This is a genomic window from Streptomyces sp. NPDC037242 (genome assembly GCF_055604165.1).
Map to the genome: position 1 here is coordinate 41,943 of NZ_JBVJUY010000012.1, position 19,181 is coordinate 61,123.

Sequence of the window (19,181 nt, forward strand, 5' to 3'; positions counted from 1 at the left end):
TGCTCCGCCGGACCGCGGCCCCCCCCTGCCGGACGCGCCGCCGGACGCGCTGCCGGGCCCGCGGGGGCGCGGCCCGGGCGCGTCAGGGGGTCACACGCGCGGGGGGCGGGATTCGTACGGGGTGGAGAGGACCACCGTGGTGCGGGTCGAGACGTGGGCCAGGGCGCGCAGGCGGCCCAGCAGGTCCTCCAGCTCCAAGGGGGTGGCGACGCGGACCTTGAGGATGTAGTTCTCGTCGCCCGCGACGCTGTGGCAGGCCTCGATCTCGGGGACGCCGGCCAGCCGCTCGGCGATGTCGTCGGGCGCGCTCGGGTCGAACGGCTTGACCGAGATGAAGGCCGTCAGGGGCAGGCCCACCGCCTCCGGGTCCACCACGGCCGCATAGCCGCGGATCACTCCGCGCTGCTCCAGGCGGCGTACTCGCTGATGGACTGCCGACGTGGACAGTCCCGTGGCCTTGCCCAGATCCGTGTAGCTCATCCGCCCGTCCCGCACGAGCAGATCAACGATCTGGCGGTCCAGCTCCTCCATTGCGCTCATAGCCGCTCAACCTACGGCCAAGAGCGCTTCAGGCCCAGCGTTGTCCACGGACCGAATGGCACCTGCGCCGGGCATGTGACCAAGGCCACAGGTGTATGGAGGCGTACGCCGTGCTGTTGTGGTTACTCGTGCCGCGCGACGGGAAGTGCTTGGTGTGGCCGAGGCCGTAGAAACTGCCCGCCCGGCCCACCCAAGGGGGAGTACATCCATGCAGAACACCAAGCGCGCCGGTCGCATTGAACCGGAGCCCCTGGAACCGCTCGAATCCGCGGACGGCCCGTACGCCGAGAACGGGTACGCCGAGTACCTCGACGAGTCCGAGGGATTCGAGATCCACCACGCGAACTGCCCCGACTGCGGCCAGGCGATCGCCCTGGTCGCGGGCGAGGAGTTCCTGCCGCAGCACGCGCTGTGCCTGACCCCGTGGAACCCGTTCGGGCTCACGGTGTGCGCGGGCACCGGTCGGCCCGCCGCCGACGCGCTGCCCGCGGTCGGCTTCGGCGCGGACGAGACCGCCGAGCTGGAGCCCGTCGTGCACCTGACGCTGCCGCTCGGGCTGGACTGGCGGACGCAGCCGTTCTCGCACGTCGGCGGCCCGGGCTCGCGTCCCGTGCGGATGCCCGCGCCCGCGGTGCTGCCCCAGATGCGGCAGCACGCGCAGGCCGCCTGACGCCTGATCGCGGGTTACCAGTACGTGCCCTGCACCATGGCGGCCAGGCTGGCGTGGTGCAGGATCAGGCCGTCGGGTTCCGCGGGGATCTCCACCTCGCCGAAGTGCGCCTGCCGGTAGGCGATGCGCAGCATGACGATCCCGTGCCGCAGGGCGGCGTACAGGGTGTGGAACTCCATGTCCCGCGGGGTGTGCCCGGTGAGTTCGGCGTACCGGCGCTCGATGTCCTCGCGGCGCAGGAAGTCCGGCAGGCCGGGCTGGCCGAAGCCGACGGTCAGGTCCTGGAAGAACCGGTGGAGGTAGACGGTCCAGCCGAGGTCGACCTCGCGCGGGGCCAAGGCGGCCATCTCCCAGTCCAGGACGGCGACCGGTTCGAAGCCGTCGGGCTGGTAGATCACATTGCCGATGCGGGCGTCGCCCCAGTTCAGGACTGCCTCGCCCTCGTCGGCGGGCCAGAGTTCCTCCAGCCGGTCGAAGGCCCGCTCCAGTAGCGGCGAGGGTGCCAGGCCGTCCACCACCCATGCGTAGTACGCGCGTTGGGCGTCGACGTGCCGGCGCAGCGGGCTGCCTTCGCCGGGCGGAAGGAGGAACTCCGCCTCCTTCGCCGGGAATTGGTCGTGCAGGTGTGCCAGCAGCGCGACGCTCGCTTCCTGGAGGGTGGCGCGTTCGGCGTCGGTCGCGGCGTGCAGCCAGTTGCCCTCGTACGTGTAGGGCATGACGTCGGGCGGTACGCGGCCCTCGGCGCGGGCCATGACGAAGAACGGCGCCCCGAGCGGCCCGGGGTCCTCCTCCAGCCACTGCACGCGCGGGACGGGCAGGTCGGTGTGGGCGGCGACCAGGCTCATGACGCGGTGCTGGCGGGCCATGTCGTAGGTGGGGAAGACGGTGTAGGCGGCCGGGTCGGCGGCGAGGCGCAGTGCGCAGGCGCGGATCGGGGTGTCGGGGTGCTCGATGTCGAAGAGCAGGGTTTCGCTGGACATGCCGTTGGAGCCGGGGACGGAGGTGCCCGTGATCTTCGCTCCGGGCAGCCGGGTGTCGAGCCAGGCCGCGAGGCGGCGGGCGAGTTCCTCGGGTTCGCGGGTGGAGGTGCGGGGACGCGGTGCCGTTGCCATGGGTGAGCCCCTTCTCTACTGCGCGACGGAGGAGTAGTCGGCGAAGCCGCTCGGGTCGTGGCGGCCGAAGCTGCCGTGCTCGAAGATGCCGTGGCCGGTCTGCCCGTCGAGGGTGAAGCGGGCCGAGTGGTCGGTGACGCCGAAGGCGGCCATGGGGTGGGCCGAGGGGTCGGAGAGGTCGTAGGCGCGGCGGTCGGTCCAGCCGCGGCCCTGCCAGGTGCCGTGCTGCCAGTCGGCGGCGGGCGGGTAGCCGGCGCCGACGGCGAGCGGGGAGGAGTTGAGGATCTCCACGCCGAGTTCGAGGGGTTTGCGCGCCGGGTCGGTGAGGTGGACCACGGCGCTCTCGGGGTGGCGGCTGCCGGGGCGGTAGCGGATGTCGGTGTGCGGCCAGCCGAGTTGGACGTCGCGGCGGCCGCTGTCCTCGGGGAAGACCTGGACGGCCTCGCTGAGGGTGCGGTGGCCGTCGGCGTCCTCCTGGGCGATGACCATGAGGAAGCGGTCCTCGAAGCGGACGGGTATCCAGAGCCAGTGGAAGCCCTCGGGGCGGTGTTCCTCGGCGGCGCGGCCGCCGTCCTCGCCGGGGATCGGGCGCACGCCCCAGCTGCGGTCGCGGGTGCCGGTCCACTCCCCCGGGGTGAGGGTGAATTCCTCGCCCTTGGCGCGGATGGTGCCGGTGGTGTTGCCCGCCTGGACGAAGCGGCGGCCTTCGAGCATGAGGCGGTCGCCGCGGCGCTGGATGTGGTGGGGTTCCCAGACGGCGGGGAACTCGGCGGTCCAGGTGATGTCGTACGAGAGTCCCTGCGGGTCCTCGGGGTCGGCGTCGCACTGGAGGGTGATCTGCTTGAGGGGGGTGTCGACGATGATGCGCAGGGGGCCGACGGAGAGGTTCATGCGGTCGTCGGTGAGGGCGCCGGAGGCGCGGACGGCGAGGAGTTCGTCGCCGATGCGCAGGGTGGCGTAGGCGTCTATGACGCCGGCGTTGGGGTAGACGCCCAGGCCGAGGATCAGGACGGCGCGCCCGGCGTGGTCGAAGACGTGGAAGATGCAGCGGTCGTAGGCGTTCCGGTCGCCGCTGACGAGGTGCTTCATCGACAACGGCGCCTGGTGGATGGGGTATTCGTCGAGCGATACGGGCCGGTCGGCGGGCATGGCGGACCTCCTGGACGCGGTGGGGAGCCGCGGCGGCTCCGGCGGATATGACGGTACGTCAGGAACCGATCCGGGGGCCATACTTCTGGCACTCCCTGACAGGGCGGCACACCACGCCGCCGCGCACCGCGGGCGGGGGCTCGCGAGCCGTGCCGCCGGGCGCGGGCTCGCGCGCGGGCGCAGCGCCCCGGGCAGTGGGAGGGGTCGAACGGATGGGCGGCGGCGGGGAGGGGTTACGCGCGGGTGCGGTGCCGCGTTGGCCCGGTATGACCACGATGGAGACCTCCACACCGCGGGTGGGACGTCGGCGGCGGCCGGCCTCGGACGGGTACGAAGAATCGGTTCGGCAGGCGCCGCCGCGGCACCCCGATCCGCCCATCTACCTCGCACTGCTGGCCCGCTGGACCGAGGACGGCCGGACCGTGCCCGGGCGCCGCGACCCGGAGTGGTCCCGGATCGCCTCCTCCCCGATCTGGCCGACCGGCCCCCTGTTCGGGGGGTGACCCGCGCGGCTACCGGGACGGGGCGGCGCCAGCGGGCCCCCTTCTCGGAGGGTCTGCCAGATCGTGGCGAGCTCCAGGAGCTGCGCCAGGAAGAACGCCACCGGGGCGAAGCGCATCTGGTAGACGTACGCGACGGGGCAGGCGTCGGTCGGCCAGTAGGGCCGCTCGCTCTGGAAGGCCTGCACGTCCATGAAGAGGCCGCTGAACGTCATGACCGAGGCGAAGGCCGCAATGGCGGCCGTTCCCTCCATGCTCCGGCCGATGCCCTGGGCGATGATCTGGTGGGTCGCGACCGGAACGGCGAACGCCGCGGCGACCCCGAACGCCTTCGTCGGGCCGTACCGGCCGGGGAGGTCGCGCCACAGCGCCCCGGGGAAGAACCCCGCGCCCGCCCAGGTGGTGGTCCAGAAGCAGCGCAGCGCCGAGCGGTAGAGCGGCGAGCGGGGGTCCAGGAGCAGGTGCGGGGCCAGTGACCGGCCCGCCGGTACTTTGACCTCGGTGGTGGTGGTGAGCAGGCTGTAGTCGCGGCCGCGGTGGTCGAATTCCGGCGATGCCTTGAACTTCGCAGCTCCGAGCTGGTCCGCTCGACAGGGGTCCGCCGCCGGCGCCCCGGGCGCGCGGGTCCACCCTGACAGCCGAGGCCGGCCTGCTCGGGGCGCGCCGCCGGGACCGCCCCGGAGGCCGGGCCCGATTCTGCGGCCCGGTCCGGGGAGGCGGCCGCCCTGCGGGGCGCGTCAGCGCGATTCAGGGCCCGCCAGGTGCCGGGCGATCACCATGCGCTGGATCTGGTTCGTGCCCTCCACGATCTGCAGCACCTTCGCCTCGCGCATCAGCCGCTCGACGGGGAAGTCCGCCGTGTAGCCGTAGCCGCCGAGGACCTGGACCGCGTCCGTGGTGACGGCCATCGCCGCGTCGGTGCAGAAGAGCTTGGCCATGGCCGCCTGGCGGGAGAACGGCTTGCCCGCGTCCCGCAGCCGCGCCGCCGCCAGGTACAGGGCCCGGCCCGCCTCGATCTTCGTGGCCATGTCGGCCATCATGAAGCGCAGCCCCTGGAAGTCCGCGATCGGGTGGCCGAACTGCTTGCGGTCCAGCGCGTACGCCAGTGCCTCGTCCAGGGCGGCCTGCGCGACGCCGATGGCGCAGGCGGCGATGCCGAGGCGGCCCGCGTCCAGGGCGGCCAGCGCGATGGTGAAGCCCTGGCCCTCCTCGCCGATGCGCCGGCTGTCGGCCACCCGTACACCGTCGAAGTGCAGCTGGGCGGTGGGCGAGCCCTTCATGCCCATCTTCTTCTCCGGGACGGCCGCCGTCAGGCCCGCCGCGTCGCCGGGGACCAGGAAGGCCGTGATGCCCTTGGGGCCCTCGGCGCCGGTGCGGGCCAGCACGGTGTAGAAGTCGGCGACCCCGCCGTGGGTGATCCAGGCCTTGGTGCCGGTGATGATCCAGTCGTCGCCGTCGCGGACCGCCTTGGTGGTCAGCGAGGCCGCGTCGGAGCCCGAAGCCGGCTCGGAGAGGCAGTACGCGCCCAGCAGGCCGCCGCCGAGCATGGCGGGCAGGTGGGCGCCCTGCTGCTCCTTGGTGCCGTAGCCGGCCAGGCCGTGGCAGGCCAGGGAGTGCACGCTGACGCCGAGCCCGACCGTGAGGCGGGCCGCGGCCAGCTCCTCCAGGACCTGGAGGTAGACCTCGTACGGCTGCTCGCCGCCACCGAACTCGCCGTCGTACGGGAGCCCCAGCAGGCCGGCCTCGGACAGCAGGGTGAAGACCTCGCGCGGGAACCGCCCGGCGTCCTCCTCCTCGGCGGCCCGGGGGCGGATCTCGCGCTGGGCGATCTCGCGTACGAGCGCCAGCAGGTCGCGGGACTCCTCGGTCGGCAGCTGACGGTCAACCGGCTGCGGGGCGCGGTCGGTCATGGCGGCGCTCTCCTCACTCGTGGGCACGGGGCGGCGCGTGAGGGTTGTGACGCGACGCCGGGTCTCGGTGCTCTCACAGCCGATACTGCCCTCCCGGGTCGCGGAAGGGGCTGTTCAGTGGCTGCGGCGGTTGAGTATGCCTGATCAGGAGCTTCCCGTCACGGGTGCGAGATCTTCGTCCGGAGCGGGCGGGGCCGGGCACTCCGGCACGAACTCCGCGATCACCGTCAGAGTGGCCCGCAGCTGGCGCACCAGCAGGGCTCCGAGTTCCGCGCGGTCGGGCTGGTCGGGGGCTCCCGCGGCGAGGGCGCCGATCCACTCCAGCGTGATTCCCTCGACTCCCGAGAGCCAGCCGACCAGGGCGAGACGGGCGAGGGGCGGGACCGCGCGGCGCCCGTACGCGCCTTCGGCGATGGTGGCGACCAGTTCCTCGCGGACGGCTTCGCGGATGGCGAGGACCTCGGAGTCGGAGCCGACGCCGCCGGTGACGATGGTGCGGTAGGCGGCCTGATGGTGCTCGGCGTAGTGCAGGTAGCCGTCGATGGTGCGGCGCACCCGTTCGGCGTTGGGCAGGTCGGTCTCACCGGCGGCGCGGGCGACGAGCTCGGCGACCGACTCCTCGACGATGGCCAGGTAGTAGCCGCGTTTGCTCTTGAAGTAGTAGTAGATGAGCCCCTTGGCGATGCCCGCGTGCTTGGCGATGTCGTCCATGGAGAGCGCGTCGTACGAGGTGTCGGCGAACAACTTGCGTCCGATCGCCATGAGTTCGGCTCGACGAACCTGCGAACGCCCGGTCGTTCCACGCTGTTGACTATTATTCAAATTCAGCCCTAGCCTCGAACTGCCACAGGATGTCCGCAGTATGGCACCCCCCAGCACTTCCCCTGCGCACTGGACGACGTACGGGAGGAACACTCATGGGCAAGGGCACGAGACCCCCCGCGGAGGGCCGGGTCAACTGGAAGAAGACGGCCGCCGTCGCGATGCCCGCGGTCGTCGCGGTCGGGGCGATGGCCATGGTCATGGCGCAGGGCGCGCTCGCCGCCTCCTTCGCCGTCTCGGGGACCAGTTTCCAGGTCTCCTCATCCAAGCTGAGCAGCAAGGGCCTGGCCTCCTACGTGCAGACGGACCGCTCCGTCGACGGCAAGGGGCATCCGGTGGCGCTGCTGGGCATCGGCGAGGCCACTCTCAGCGACATCTGCCAGGCGGCCGAGGTGGACACCCCGCTGGGGAAGGTGGTCTTCAAGCTGACCGCCGGCGGGCCGGCCGGGCAGGTCACCGCCAGCAACCTCGTCATCGACGGCGAGGACCTCGACGGCGACGCCACCTTCGGCACGGCCCAGATCGGCCGGGACGCCTCGACCCTCGACGCGGTGCCCGGGGTCGCGGGCGAGCCGGGCAAGTTCGGGCTGCAGGCCGGGAACATCGAGGTGGTGGACGTCAAGTCGCACGCCTGGTCCGCGACCGGCGGGAACTTCCACCTCAAGGGCATGAAGCTCAACGTCAGCCTGGACGGCAGGAAGTGCTTCTAGCGGCCCGGGCCGGCGACCTGCTGGAGCGATGGCTGCCGCTGCCCGGGCCCCGGCGGCGGCTGCGCACCTGGCGCCGGACCCGCCCGTTCTGGGGCGGGCTGCTGGTCGTGCTGGGCGGGACCGAGCTACTGCTGGTCCCGCTCTCCCCGCTGACCGTGCTGGTCAGCCTGGGTCTCGGCGGGATCGCGGCCATCGGGATCGGGATCGCGTTGATCGCCGCGGGCCTGTTCCTGTGGTTCCTGCCGCAGACCCGGGCGTACGTCTCCGTCCACGCGCTGCTGCTGTCGGTGCTGTCCTTCGTGGCGACCAACCTCGGCGGCTTCCTGGTCGGAATGCTGCTGGGCATCGCGGGCAGCGCCTTGGCCTTCGGCTGGACCCCGCTGCCCGACGAGGAGGCGGGCGAGGAGGGGCCGTACGTCCCGAGCCTGGACGGCAGCGGGCCGCGCACGCTGGCCGCCGTACTGCCGGTGGTCCTGCTCGCGGGGCTGGCGGCGGGCGCGCCGCCGGCGCGGGCGCAGGCCGCGGAGAGCCCCCTGCGGGCGCCGGTGGCGGCCCGGACCCCGCCGACGGTGACGACCTCGCTCTTCGCCCCGCAGGGCTTCGCCTTCGCGGGGATCACGGAGGTGTCCACGGTCGACGGGCCGCTGAAGGTGCTGGTGCTGCGGATGCACGCGGCCTCGCTCCGCGACTACCGGCTGCGCACCCGCGACGGCCGCGAGGAGTACGGGCTGGCGGCGAAGTCCCTGGACCTGCGCGGGGACGTGACCCTCTACCTCACGAGGTTCAGCGGGTGCATCGAAGGGCTGCTGTGCGTGACCTTCAGCCCGGACGGGCTGCCTGCTCCCCCGGTCATCCCGCCGTTCGTCTTCATGACCCAGGTCCGCGCGGAGCAGGCGCTGGTCACCTCCGACGTGATCACCACCGACGGACTGCGGCTGGAGGCCTCGTGATCCCCGTGCAGGCGGCGCCGCTGTGGGCCTACGGCATCGGCGCCACCTTCGCGGTGGCGGCCGGGCGCCAGCTCCAGTGGTGGGAGCGGTCGGTCCGGGGCGAGGGGGTCCGTACGAGGAGCCGCGCGGCCAATCCGTACCTGGCGCTGACCGTGCTCTACGCGGCGCTGCTCCTGGCCCCGACCGGGGTGTACCTGCTGTGGCAGAACCCGGCCTGGGCGACGATGCAGGTGGCGCGGGACCACGACGGGGTGTGGGCCGGCTTCGCGCTCTTCCACGTCGGCTCGGTGGTGGTGGGCGCCCTGCTCGGCTTCCTCGCGGCGCGGCTGTTCGTGCTGGTGGGGGCCGGGTACTGGGGGTATCTGCAGGCGGTGGCGGGGTACTTCCTGCTGTTCTTCACCCTGATCCACGGGTGGGACGGCAGCGGGTACCGGCGGCTGCTGAGCGCCGATCCGCGGGCCTACGCCGGCTGGTCCGCGGACGGCGTGGCCAACGGCGTGCTGGCTTTCGCGACCTCGGGGACCTTCCTGGCCCTGCTGGTCTTCGGCACGGCCGTGATCGGCACGATGCTGCTGGCCGAGATCGGCTGGCTGGTGGAGGGCTGGCGGCTGCCCGGGGCGGCGGCGGACCTCAAGGTGCCCCGCCTGCTCGCGGTGGTGATCGCCGGGGCGGGGGTGTACGTGCTGCCGTTCGCGGGGGCGCTGGGCGCGAGTGCCCTCGTACGGATGCTGGGGTGGTGGCTCGGCCTCGGGCTGTTCGCCGCGGTGGCCGGGGTGGTGCTGCTGCCCGCGCGCTCACCGGTACGGAGGCTGTACGGGCTGGTGGGCGTTCCGGACGGGCACTGGCGGGTCGAGCCGCAGGAGGCGGCACCTAGAACCAGCCGACCTGGGTGACGAACATGGCGACGACGACCACGAGGGTCCAGCCGAGCACGTGCTCCAGCCAGGAGGAATCCTCCTTGGGGCCACCGGTGCCCACGAGGTTGCGGGCAGGGGCGTTGGGGGTGGCGCTGGAAGTCGTCATGCCGTCCAATGTGCCAGCGTTCGTCGCTTTCGCGGTAGAGACGATGGTCACTGGTGGCGCGCGTCACGCCGCCGGGCCCCGGCCGTGACGGCCGGGGCCCGGCGGCGGAAACGTCCGCTCCGACAGGCGTCCGCTCAGGCGGCGGTGTCGCGCCTGCCTCCTGCCATGGCCGCCATGGCCAGGCCGAGGCATACGGCGACGGCGCCGGTGATGACATTGCTCGTGACACTGCGGGTCGTGTCCATCTCACCGGCCATGACCCAGGGGGCGATGATCGTCCAGGCGCCGATCGCGACTGCCGTCCAGGCCATCGCGTGGGTGCGCTCGTAGGCCGACCCCAGGCCGCCCATGCACAGACAGAACGCCAGGCCGGCGATGAGGTTGTTGATGGCCAGCGGGCCGAGCACGCTGAACCCGGCGATCCATGGCGAAGCCGCCAGGTACAGGCCCGTGATCAGGGCCAGCGCCTCCACGGCCTGCGCGCTGGGAGTGGTGGTCACCCGCTCGAACCGAGTCCGCATTTCGGCAAGGTCCGGGTGATGTTCGATGTTCGGATGGGTGGTCATGGTGGGCTGCCTCCTACGAGAAGCCTTATATGCCCTTTATGCCCATATTCCGCCCGTTCAGCCTTTCTGACCAGCATGCATTTTTTTTCACAGGACTGCGGAGTCACAGGACTCCGACGGTCCGCAGCGCCTGGACCTGAGCGGCGTTCGGGCGGATCGGGCCGTAGAGGTAGCAGACTCCCCCGGTGCCCGAGACGACCTTGCCGGTGGCGTTGTACCGCTTGGTGCGCAGCCAGTTGTTCTCGAACTCGCGGCGCCGGTAGACCCGGCGCACGGCCGTGTTCGCGGGCGAGTTGGGGTCGTTGGCGATCACGTCGCCGGCCGCGGTGAACCCGATGACGGCCATCAGGTGGCCGGCGGTGCCGTAGCCCGCGCCGGTGAGCTCCTCGGGCCGGAAGGACTGGGAGGTGATGGCCGGGACGCCGGCCCGGACCAGGGTCTCCAGGTCGGCCAGCGAGCCGAGCCGGGTGACGACCCCGGCGAGCTGGCGGTAGGTGGCGGCGTAGGCGGCGTTGAAGGGCCAGTTCCCGCAGCCCTTGTAGGCGGCGTCGTAGGTGGACCGGGCGGCATGGCAGACCTGCGGGTCGGCGTACTCCTTCTTGACCCAGGCCAGGGACTTCGCGGCGGGTTTGCGGCCCCAGAACTCGATGATCATCTGCGAGGACGTGGGGCTGCACCATGCCTCGCCGCCGTTGTCGTACTCCGGGTACTGGCCGGCGTGCGTCTCCTGCGAGTAGCGCGGCACCTTGAGCTCGTGCGCGACGCCCGAGGGCCGGGAGGCGGGGACGGTGAACCGGTCCGGGACGGCGGAGGCCATGGCCCCGGCCAGCCACACGGTGGGGCCGCGCAGGGCGCCGGGCTTGCGGTACAGGGTCAGGCGCAGCCGCCAGTCCTTGATCCGCAGGCCGGTGGCGGCCGTCGGTGCGTCCAGGGCCAGGGTGTCGGTCCAGACGGTGGACCTGCCGTCGGTCTGGCCGTCCACGGAGGTGCGCCGGATGGCGTCCTCACCTGAGGCCCAGCGGCCCATGACGTACCAGGGGGTGGCGGTGCCGTCGGTGTAGGTGCCCCGCAGCTCGGTCTGGATCCAGGTGCCGGCCGGGGTGCGGGCGTTCCAGGAGGCGATGGCCTCGGTGGCGGGCACGGTGGAGGCGTGCACGGGGGAGGTCCAGGTGGCGTACTCCCAGGTGCTCTTCCGGCCGGTGTGCGGGTCCGCGTACTCCGTGCGGCCGGCCGGGGTCTTGATCTCCAGGCCGGGGCGGGCGCCGCCGATGGCGGTGGTGCCCTGGTGGAAGCCGGCGCGCCAGTGGGCGTACGAGTACCAGAACCGGTTGTCGACTGTTTTCCCTGCGGCCGCTCCGGAGGCCGCCCCGGAGGCGGGGGCCGGGGCCTGGGGCGTGCCGGAGGCGGCCGAGGCGGCGCGCCCCCCGGGCAGGGTGGCGGCGGTGGCGGCCGCGAGGGCGACGGTCAGCAGGGCCCTGCGTGGCGTGGGTGCGGTCATCGGCATGGCCCCCAGGGGTCGGTGCGGCGGTTCGGCTTCTCCACCCGCCACCCTTCCAGTTCCCGGTGGCCGGACGACGAAGCCACGGGCCCGTGTCGGGGCTGACACCCGGACGGGGCCTACGCTGGCCGGGTGGAGCCACAGCAGTCACCCGAGTCACTGGAACCCCTGGAATCGCTTGAGTCGCTCGCGAGCGAGCTCGCCGCGCTGCCGCCCTCCTTGGGCCCGGTACGGCTGATCGGCATCGACGGGCACGCCGGGTCCGGGAAGAGCACCTTCGCGACGCGGCTCGCCGAGGCCCTGGGCGGCGTACCCGTACTGCACCTGGACGACGTGGCCACCCATCAGGAGCTGTTCGGCTGGCCGGAGCGGCTGCGCGCGCAGGTGCTGGAGCCGCTCGCGGCCGGCCGGGCCGCGCACTGGGCCCCGTACGACTGGGTCGAGCGGCGGTTCGGCCCGGAGCGGGTGCTGGAGCCGGCGGCCGTGCTGCTCGTCGAGGGCGTCGGCGCCGGGCGGCGGGCGCTGCGCCCGCACCTGGCGCGGCTGCTGTGGATGGAGACTCCGCGCGCGACCTCGTGGGGGCGCGGGCGAAACCGGGACGGGCGCGAACTTTCCGACTTCTGGGACGGATGGGAGCGCGCGGAGCTCGCGCACTTCTCGGATGATCCTTCGCGCCCCTTCGCGGACACCCTGGTACGGCAGAGCGGTACGGGATACGAGTGGACTTCCGGGGCTGCTGCGACCCCGGGATCGCCCGCTTCCCTCACCGAGGGTGACGAACTCCCCCGGGCCTGAGCGGCTCCGGAAATCCGCTCCCGCGAGGCTCCACCGGGCCGCTTGACCGCACCCCCGAAGCGGCCTTACGTTCTCAATGCGCGGTCTTTCAAGGCCGTCGCGGACACGAAGCCCCCGATTGTTCCCCCGTGATCGGGGGCTTCGTTCTGCCCCGATCGCCCCTCCGCCCCGGTGTCACGCGGAGGGAATCGACTCCGATTCTTCACCCTGCGTCACCTTGGCGGCCCCGGATGCGTCACCGACGCATGCCCACCGCACCCTACGTAAGGTGCGTAACCGCAGGTACGATGCAGCCCTGATTTCATCGGCGCTTGACAACTCGCGCGCACCACGCGGGGGTTGCCGCGCACCACGGGGGCGGCTTGTGGGGGATGTGATGGATTTCGGCACGCCGGGCAGCACCCACGCCCCGGCCGAACTCGCCTGGCTGCGAGGAGTGGACGCCTGCACCATGGGCGCCTATCCGCAGGCCGAGGAGGAGTTCCGGGCGGCCGTACGACTGGATCCCGCGATGGCCGACGCCTGGTTGGGCCTGCACGCCCTCCGGGTCGACACCACGAACGCGTTATTGCGCATGTACGCGCACCGGGACCGCTTCGGCGAGCAGCGGGCCCGGCACCGGCGGACCCTGAACTCCTGGTACTGGCTGGGCTGGTGGGTGCAGCCGGTACTGGAGAGCCGACGGGACCTGCTGCTGGCCCACGCCTCGCACTGGCTGGACGGGCGCCACGTGCCCGAGCTGGACCAGGCCCTCGCCTCGCTGCCCCCGGTGGACACCGATCCGCAGGTCCGGTTCCTGCACGCCTGCCGGGCCTACCTGGTCAAGGACTGGGAGCAGCTGGTCCGGCAGACCGAGCCGCTGGTGGACGATCCGCTGCTCGGGATCGAGGCGGGGCTGTTCGGCGGGATGGCCCGGGTCCGGCTGGAGATGTACGGGCAGGCCGAGCCCATGCTGTCGGCGGCCCTGATGCGCTGCCGCAGCGAGCAGCCCCAGCGCAAGGAGCTGAGGTACTGGCTGGCGCGGGCGCACGAGGGCACCGGACGCAGCGCGGCGGCCCTGCCGCTGTACCGGGCGGTGCACCGGGTGGATCCGGCGTTCATGGACACGGCGGCCCGGCTGACGGCCATCGAGGACAGCGACTGCATCGACGGGTACGACGGCTATCCGGGGGACATCCGCTACGGCGGGCACGGCCCGGCTCCGGGCGGCGGGGGCTTCGCGGCCGTCGCGCTGGGCGGCGGTCCCGTGCAGGACATCGCCGCGGACGGGCAGGTGGAGCAGGATCCGCTGTCCGCCCCCGATCCGCCGGAGCCGCGCCACGGCCCGGGAGTGCCGCCCCAGCCACCCGGCGCGGGTCCCGGTACGGGCCGGCTGGAGGGTGTACGGCGCAAGGTGGCGGTGCCACCGCAGTCGACGCCGGCGGGGCTGCCGACCGGTCCCGCCGATCCGGCGGCGCTCGCCGAGGCGCTCGCGGAGCTGGAGCGGATGGTGGGCCTGGAGCCGGTGAAACGGCAGGTGAAGGCGCTGTCCGCGCAGTTGCACATGGCGCGGCTGCGGGCCGGCCAGGGACTGCCGGTGCAGCCGCCCAAGCGGCACTTCGTCTTCTCCGGGCCGTCCGGCACGGGCAAGACGACGGTGGCGCGGATCCTGGGCCGGGTGTTCTACGCACTGGGCCTGCTCGGCGGCGACCACCTGGTGGAGGCCCAGCGGGCGGACCTGGTCGGCGAGTTCCTCGGGCAGACGGCCGTGAAGGCCAACGAGCTGATCGATTCGGCGATCGGCGGGGTGCTCTTCGTGGACGAGGCGTACAGCCTCTCCAACTCCGGCTACAGCAAGGGCGATGCGTACGGGGACGAGGCCCTCCAGGTGCTGCTGAAGCGGGCGGAGGACAACCGCGACCACCTGGTGGTGATCCTGGCGGGCTATCCGGCCGGGATGGACCGGCTGCTGGCGACCAATCCGGGGCTGTCCTCGCGGTTCACCACCAGGGTGGACTTCCCCAGCTACCGGCCGCCGGAGCTGACCGCGATCGGCGGGGTGCTGGCCGACGGGAACGGCGACCGCTGGGACGAGGAGGCGCTGGAGGAGCTGCGCAGCATCAGCGGGCACGTGGTGGAGCAGGGCTGGATCGACGAGCTGGGCAACGGCAGGTTCCTGCGCACGCTGTACGAGAAGAGCTGCGCGTACCGGGACCTGCGGCTGGCGGGCTTCGCGGGCGATCCGTCGCGGGACGACCTGGCGACGCTGCGGCTGCCCGACCTGATGCAGGCGTACGGGGAGGTCCTGTCGGGCCGGGGGCCGCAGGAGCGGCCGGATCCGCCGGCGCTCTGACCGCGCCGCCGCCCGTGTCCGCGCCCGATCGGGCTACGGGATCTCCGGGGGCGCGCCGGAGCATGCCGCGAACGCGGAGAGGACAAGGAAGGCGATGGCCAGGGCGATCACGAACCAGAGGGCCGAGACGGGCCGTCCGCCGTGCCGCTCGGCCCACTGCTCGTCCGCAGGGCCGCCGCCGAGCCGACCTTGTAGCAGGGTGCGGACCTGAGCCGCGAACTCCGGGTCCGCCCCGGCGAGTTCCCCCAGGGCCGAGGCGAGGGCACGGGCCGCGTCCGGTGCGTAGGGTTCGCGCTCGAAGGCGGCGAAGACGCCCGTGTGTGCGGCGGGCAGCCGGTCGAGGATCACCTCGCGCAGCCGGCGCGCCACCGGGGAGGGCGCGTCGGGGTCCTCCCGCAGCCGCTCAAGCACTTCCAGGGCCGTGCCCCGGAATTCGGTGTCGCCGGGTTCTCCGTGTGCGTCGGCCTGCATGACCGCCCCCTCCCACCGCGGGACCGCGAGTATGGCAGCCCGCGGCGGCCGCCGGACCCGTCGTGCGACGGGCCCGGCGGCGGCGTCAGCCGGTGAGCGCGCCCTCCGGACGGCGCTCGGGCCTGCGGGCGCGCGGGGTCGTGCGGTGCGCGGGGTCGCGGACCTCGCCGACCAGCATCTCCAGGACGTCCTCCATGGCGACCAGGCCGAGGACCCGCCCGGCCGGGTCGGCGACCTGGGCGAGGTGGGTGGCGTCCCGGCGCATGACGCTGAGCGCGTCGTCCAGCGGCAGGGTGGAGCACAGGGTGGTCATCCGGCGCCAGACCCGCTGGGGCACGGCCCGCTCCCGCTCCTCCAGGTCCAGTACGTCCTTCACGTGCAGGTAGCCCATGAAGGCGCCGTCGTCGGAGCGGACGGGGAAGCGGGAGTACCCGGTGCGGACCGTCAGCTGCTCGATCTGGCGCGGGGTGGCCGAGGGGCCGACCGTGACCAGCCGGCCCGGGGCGAGGAGGACGTCGGTGACCGGGCGGCTGCCGAGCTCCAGGGCGTCCTCCAGGCGCTCCTGCTCGACCGGCTCCAGGAGCCCGGCCTGCCGGGAGTCCTTGAGCAGCCGGCCGAGCTGCGCGGAGGTGTAGACGGCCTCGACCTCGTCCTTGGGCTCGACCTTGAAGAGCCGCAGGACGACCTTGGCGCAGGCCCCGAGGGCGGTGGTCACCGGCCCGCAGAGCCGGGCGAAGGCGACCAGGCCGGGGCTGAACCACAGGGCGGTCTTCTCGGGGGCGGCCATGGCGAGGTTCTTGGGGACCATCTCGCCGATGACCAGGTGCAGGAAGACCACGGCGGCGAGCGCGAAGGCGTACCCGAGGGGATGGATCAGGCCCTCGGGCACCCGGGCCGCGTGGAAGACGGGCTCCAGGAGCCGGGCGACGGTGGGTTCGGCGACCGCGCCGAGGGTGAGCGAGCACATGGTGATGCCGAACTGCGCGGCGGCCATCATGCGCGGCAGGTTCTCCAGGCCGTGCAGCACCTGGCGGGCCCGCTTGGAGCCGGCCGCGAGGGGCTCGATCTGGCTGCGGCGTACCGAGACGAGTGCGAACTCGGCGCCGACGAAGAAGCCGTTGGCCAGGACGAGGAGCAGGGCGAAGAGGAGCTGGAGCACGTTCACCGCGGGCCACCCACCGGTTCCAGCTCGGCGGGGGCGGATGCCGAGGGCAGCGCGCCGGTCCCGGGCGGTGCGGTGCGCACCAGCCGGACCCGTTCGGCCCGGTAGCGGCCGACCTGGCGGACGGAGAGCTTCCAGCCGGGGAGTTCGGCGCGGTCCCCGGGGGCGGGGATGCGGCCGAGCAGGTCGGCGACGAGGCCGGCGACGGTCTCGTAGGGGCCCTCGGGGACCTCCAGGCCTATCCGGCGCAGGGTCTGGACGCGGCAGCTGCCGTCGGCCTCCCAGGAGGGGCGGCCGTCCTCGGCGGGTACGGCGGCCAGTTCGGGGCTCTCGTCCTCCGCGAGGTCGTGCTCGTCGCGGACCTCGCCGACGAGTTCCTCCACGATGTCCTCCAGGGTCACGACTCCGGCGGTGCCGCCGTACTCGTCTACGACGACGGCCATCGGCTGTTCGCTGCGCAGCCGTTCCAGCAGCGGCTGCACCGGCAGGGAGCCGGGCACCAGCAGCGGGGCGACGCAGATGCGGCTGACGGTGGTGCGGCCGCGTTCGGCCTCGGGGACGGCGAGCGCGTCCTTGAGGTGGACCACGCCGGTGATCTCGTCGATGCGTTCGCGGTAGACCGGGAAGCGGGAAAGACCGGTGGCGCGGGTGAGGTTGAGCACGTCGGTCGCGGTGGCCGTGTGCTGGAGCGCGCTGACCCGGACCCGGGGGGTCATGACGTGCTGGGCGGTGAGTTCGCCCAGCGAGAGGGTCCGTACGAAGAGGTCGGCGGTGTCCTGTTCGAGGGCGCCGGCCTGGGCCGAGTGGCGGACGAGGGAGACCAGTTCGCCGGGGGTGCGGGCGGAGGCCATCTCGTCGGTGGGCTCCACGCCGAGCGCGCGTACGAGCCGGTTGGCGACGGCGTTGAGGCCGGCGATGACCGGGCGGAAGGCGCGGGAGAAGGCGTTCTGGGGGCCGGCGACGAAGCGTGCCACCTGGAGCGGCCGGGAGACCGCCCAGTTCTTCGGGACGAGCTCGCCGACGACCATCTGGACGGCGGAGGCGAGCAGCATGCCGATGACGACGGCGACGCCGGGGACGGCTCCTTCGGGCAGGCCCGTCGCGGCGAGCGGCCCGGCCAGCAGGGCCGCGAGGGCCGGCTCGGCGAGCATGCCGACCACGAGGGAGGTGATGGTGATGCCGAGCTGGGTGCCAGAGAGCTGGAAGGACAGCTCCCGCAGGGCCTCGACCACCGTGCGGGCACGGCGGTCTCCGTCGGCTGCGGCTCGTTCGGCCTCGGGTCTCTCCACGGTGACGAGGCCGAATTCGGCTGCCACGAAGAATCCGTTGGCGAGGATCAGAACGAAGGCCGCCACGAGAAGGAGTAGCGGGATGGTCATGCCGCCGCCTCCATGGGGAGGGCGGCGCGGGTACTACCGGACGATCCGTCCATTGCTGGAGGGAGTCACTCCTCAAGTCGCAGGTGCCCTGGGTCCCCGGGTTCCGGGGGCCGGTGGGAGGGCGCACGTCCGCGCCCCGCCACCAGGGTAGTCACTGAGATCGCCGCCGCAATGGGACGCATCGACGATGCTCGGCGGGGTCAGTGGTGGTTTGCACCGGTTCCGTGGGTTTCCGCGAGGGCGCGCAGGGCCTTCGCGTCACCGATGGCCTGCTGCTTGGCGACTCCCGGCTGGATGCCCAGTACAGGCAGGCTCGTGCCGTCGCTGAGGTCGAGGAACACCCAGGGATCGCCCGGGCGGAGGTTGACCCGCAGGATCTGCGCCCAGGCCAGGCGGCGGGTGGTGGTGAGGTTGACCACGGTGACCCCGTCCTCGTCGGCGACCACCTTGGGGCGGCTGAGCAGGACGAGGACGGAGGTCAGCAGCACGGCGGTGAAGACGAAGCTGATCCGCTCCCCCGGGTGGAGGGTGTCGAGGACCAGCGCGATCGCCGTGATGGTGAGGAACATGGCGGCGCCGACGCCCAGCAGGACGACCCTGGTGCGGGTCGGCCGGAAGGTGACCGGCAGGGTGGTCGGTACGTGCTGGGCGGCGGGCTCGGCCATGGTGCGGTGTGCCTTCTGGGGTCGGCGTACGGGTGGAGACTGCGTACGGGTCAGAGCCGGCAGGCGTGGATCGAGGTGGTGAGGATCGCGCGCGCGCCGAGCGCGTACAGGTCGTCCATGATCCGCTGGGCTTCCTTGGCCGGGACCATCGCGCGGACGGCGACCCAGCCTTCGTTGTGCAGCGGGGAGACGGTCGGCGACTCCAGGCCCGGGGTGAGGGCGACCGCGCGCTCCAGGTGCTCGGCGCGGCAGTCGTAGTCCATCATCACGTAGCTGCGGGCCACCAGGACGCCCTGGAGGCGGCGCAGGAACTGCTGGGCCGTCGGGTCGTCGGGGTCGGTGTTGTTGCCGCGGATCACCACGGCCTCGGAGGTCAGGATCGGCTCGCCGATGACCTCCAGGCCGGCGTTGCGCAGGCTGGTGCCGGTCTCGACGACGTCGGCGATGACCTGGGCGACGCCGAGCTGGATGGCGGTCTCGACCGCGCCGTCGAGGTGGACGACGGAGGCGTCGATCCCCTGCTCGGCGAGGTGCTTGGCGACGATCCCCTCGTAGGAGGTCGCGATGGTCATCCCGTGGAAGTCCTCGGGGCCCTTCGCGGTGCCGGGGATGGTGGCGTAGCGGAAGGTGGACCGGCCGAAGTTCAGCGGCAGGATCTCCTCGGCGCTGGCGCCGGAGTCGAGCAGCAGGTCGCGGCCGGTGATGCCGATGTCGAGCTTGCCGGAGGACACGTAGATCGCGATGTCCTTGGGGCGGAGGTAGAAGAACTCCACCTCGTTCTCGGGGTCGACGACCACGAGTTCCTTGGACTCCTTGCGCATCCGGTAGCCGGCCTCATGGAGCATCGCGGCCGCCGGTCCGGAGAGTGAGCCCTTGTTGGGGACGGCGATGCGCAGCATGGGTGCTTCCTCGGGTGCGTAGGTGCGA

The 19,181-nt window shown here is 72.7% G+C and carries 20 protein-coding genes; 6 read left to right on the forward strand and 14 right to left on the reverse strand.

The features are described from left to right. Positions 1–90: 90 nt before the first annotated feature. Positions 91–531 (reverse strand): Lrp/AsnC family transcriptional regulator, encoded by a 441-nt coding sequence (locus ACZ7GJ_RS16330; RefSeq protein ID WP_365918508.1) that lies wholly within the window; start codon positions 529–531, stop codon positions 91–93. A gap of 217 nt (positions 532–748) precedes the next feature. Between ACZ7GJ_RS16330 and ACZ7GJ_RS16335 the strand changes: the two genes are divergently transcribed. Further along, positions 749–1,210, forward strand: a complete 462-nt coding sequence (locus tag ACZ7GJ_RS16335; protein ID WP_470752211.1) for a hypothetical protein — start codon at positions 749–751, stop codon at positions 1,208–1,210. 14 nt (positions 1,211–1,224) lie between these two features. On the opposite strand, the gene ACZ7GJ_RS16340 is transcribed toward ACZ7GJ_RS16335, so the two are convergent. The 5 genes from ACZ7GJ_RS16340 to ACZ7GJ_RS16360 all read right to left on the reverse strand — a co-directional run bounded on the left by ACZ7GJ_RS16340 (position 1,225) and on the right by ACZ7GJ_RS16360 (position 6,703). Next, positions 1,225–2,322, reverse strand: coding sequence for a phosphotransferase family protein (locus ACZ7GJ_RS16340; RefSeq protein WP_470752212.1), 1,098 nt, complete (start codon positions 2,320–2,322; stop codon positions 1,225–1,227). Positions 2,323–2,337: 15 nt separating this feature from the next. Then, a complete protein-coding gene (locus tag ACZ7GJ_RS16345; protein ID WP_470752214.1) occupies positions 2,338–3,471 on the reverse strand; it encodes an Rv3169 family protein in 1,134 nt (377 codons plus the stop codon). Between the two features lie 379 nt (positions 3,472–3,850). Continuing rightward, positions 3,851–4,666: a DUF6185 family protein gene (locus ACZ7GJ_RS16350; RefSeq protein ID WP_470752479.1), complete on the reverse strand. Its 816-nt coding sequence runs from the start codon at positions 4,664–4,666 to the stop codon at positions 3,851–3,853. A gap of 42 nt (positions 4,667–4,708) precedes the next feature. Further along, positions 4,709–5,881, reverse strand: a complete 1,173-nt coding sequence (locus ACZ7GJ_RS16355; protein WP_470752215.1) for an acyl-CoA dehydrogenase family protein — start codon at positions 5,879–5,881, stop codon at positions 4,709–4,711. Positions 5,882–6,025: 144 nt separating this feature from the next. Continuing rightward, on the reverse strand, positions 6,026–6,703 hold the full coding sequence (locus ACZ7GJ_RS16360; RefSeq protein ID WP_470752216.1) for a TetR/AcrR family transcriptional regulator: 678 nt from the start codon (positions 6,701–6,703) through the stop codon (positions 6,026–6,028). A 95-nt stretch (positions 6,704–6,798) separates the two neighbouring features. On the opposite strand from ACZ7GJ_RS16360, the gene ACZ7GJ_RS16365 reads away from it, so the two are divergent. The 3 genes from ACZ7GJ_RS16365 to ACZ7GJ_RS16375 are packed head-to-tail and all read left to right on the forward strand — an operon-like array spanning position 6,799 to position 9,256. Further along, positions 6,799–7,413: a DUF6230 family protein gene (locus ACZ7GJ_RS16365; protein ID WP_470752217.1), complete on the forward strand. Its 615-nt coding sequence runs from the start codon at positions 6,799–6,801 to the stop codon at positions 7,411–7,413. Then, a complete protein-coding gene (locus tag ACZ7GJ_RS16370) occupies positions 7,404–8,363 on the forward strand; it encodes a DUF6114 domain-containing protein (protein WP_470752218.1) in 960 nt (319 codons plus the stop codon). The genes ACZ7GJ_RS16365 and ACZ7GJ_RS16370 overlap by 10 nt, the downstream gene beginning before the upstream one ends. Continuing rightward, positions 8,360–9,256 carry a hypothetical protein gene (locus ACZ7GJ_RS16375; RefSeq protein ID WP_470752220.1) on the forward strand — a complete coding sequence of 299 codons (897 nt, stop codon included), beginning with the start codon at positions 8,360–8,362 and terminating at the stop codon, positions 9,254–9,256. The genes ACZ7GJ_RS16370 and ACZ7GJ_RS16375 overlap by 4 nt, the downstream gene beginning before the upstream one ends. On the opposite strand, the gene ACZ7GJ_RS16380 is transcribed toward ACZ7GJ_RS16375, so the two are convergent. The 3 genes from ACZ7GJ_RS16380 to ACZ7GJ_RS16390 all read right to left on the reverse strand — a co-directional run bounded on the left by ACZ7GJ_RS16380 (position 9,234) and on the right by ACZ7GJ_RS16390 (position 11,450). Further along, positions 9,234–9,386, reverse strand: a complete 153-nt coding sequence (locus ACZ7GJ_RS16380) for an SCO1431 family membrane protein (RefSeq protein ID WP_470752221.1) — start codon at positions 9,384–9,386, stop codon at positions 9,234–9,236. The genes ACZ7GJ_RS16375 and ACZ7GJ_RS16380 overlap by 23 nt on opposite strands. A gap of 134 nt (positions 9,387–9,520) precedes the next feature. Further along, entirely contained in the window at positions 9,521–9,952 is a 432-nt protein-coding gene (locus ACZ7GJ_RS16385) for an SPW repeat protein (RefSeq protein WP_470752223.1), read from the reverse strand. A gap of 103 nt (positions 9,953–10,055) precedes the next feature. Beyond that, entirely contained in the window at positions 10,056–11,450 is a 1,395-nt protein-coding gene (locus tag ACZ7GJ_RS16390) for a peptidase C39 family protein (protein WP_470752224.1), read from the reverse strand. A gap of 159 nt (positions 11,451–11,609) precedes the next feature. On the opposite strand from ACZ7GJ_RS16390, the gene ACZ7GJ_RS16395 reads away from it, so the two are divergent. Both ACZ7GJ_RS16395 and ACZ7GJ_RS16400 read left to right on the forward strand, forming a co-directional pair. Continuing rightward, the gene (locus ACZ7GJ_RS16395) at positions 11,610–12,245 is read left to right on the forward strand and encodes a uridine kinase family protein (protein ID WP_470752481.1); all 636 of its coding nucleotides are present in this window, start codon (positions 11,610–11,612) and stop codon (positions 12,243–12,245) included. Positions 12,246–12,621: 376 nt separating this feature from the next. Continuing rightward, positions 12,622–14,577: an AAA family ATPase gene (locus ACZ7GJ_RS16400; protein ID WP_470752226.1), complete on the forward strand. Its 1,956-nt coding sequence runs from the start codon at positions 12,622–12,624 to the stop codon at positions 14,575–14,577. Between the two features lie 33 nt (positions 14,578–14,610). Here ACZ7GJ_RS16400 and ACZ7GJ_RS16405 read toward each other — a convergent pair whose 3' ends face one another. From ACZ7GJ_RS16405 to hisG, 5 genes are all read right to left on the reverse strand, one after another. Then, positions 14,611–15,048, reverse strand: a complete 438-nt coding sequence (locus ACZ7GJ_RS16405; RefSeq protein ID WP_470752227.1) for a hypothetical protein — start codon at positions 15,046–15,048, stop codon at positions 14,611–14,613. A gap of 85 nt (positions 15,049–15,133) precedes the next feature. Continuing rightward, on the reverse strand, positions 15,134–16,213 hold the full coding sequence (locus ACZ7GJ_RS16410) for a hemolysin family protein (RefSeq protein WP_470752228.1): 1,080 nt from the start codon (positions 16,211–16,213) through the stop codon (positions 15,134–15,136). Then, entirely contained in the window at positions 16,210–17,589 is a 1,380-nt protein-coding gene (locus ACZ7GJ_RS16415) for a hemolysin family protein (RefSeq protein ID WP_470752229.1), read from the reverse strand. Before ACZ7GJ_RS16415 ends, ACZ7GJ_RS16410 begins: the two co-directional genes overlap by 4 nt. A gap of 200 nt (positions 17,590–17,789) precedes the next feature. Further along, the gene (locus tag ACZ7GJ_RS16420; RefSeq protein ID WP_470752231.1) at positions 17,790–18,254 is read right to left on the reverse strand and encodes a PH domain-containing protein; all 465 of its coding nucleotides are present in this window, start codon (positions 18,252–18,254) and stop codon (positions 17,790–17,792) included. A gap of 50 nt (positions 18,255–18,304) precedes the next feature. After that, positions 18,305–19,153 (reverse strand): ATP phosphoribosyltransferase, encoded by an 849-nt coding sequence (hisG, locus tag ACZ7GJ_RS16425; RefSeq protein ID WP_365918435.1) that lies wholly within the window; start codon positions 19,151–19,153, stop codon positions 18,305–18,307. Between the last annotated feature and the right edge of the window lie 28 nt (positions 19,154–19,181).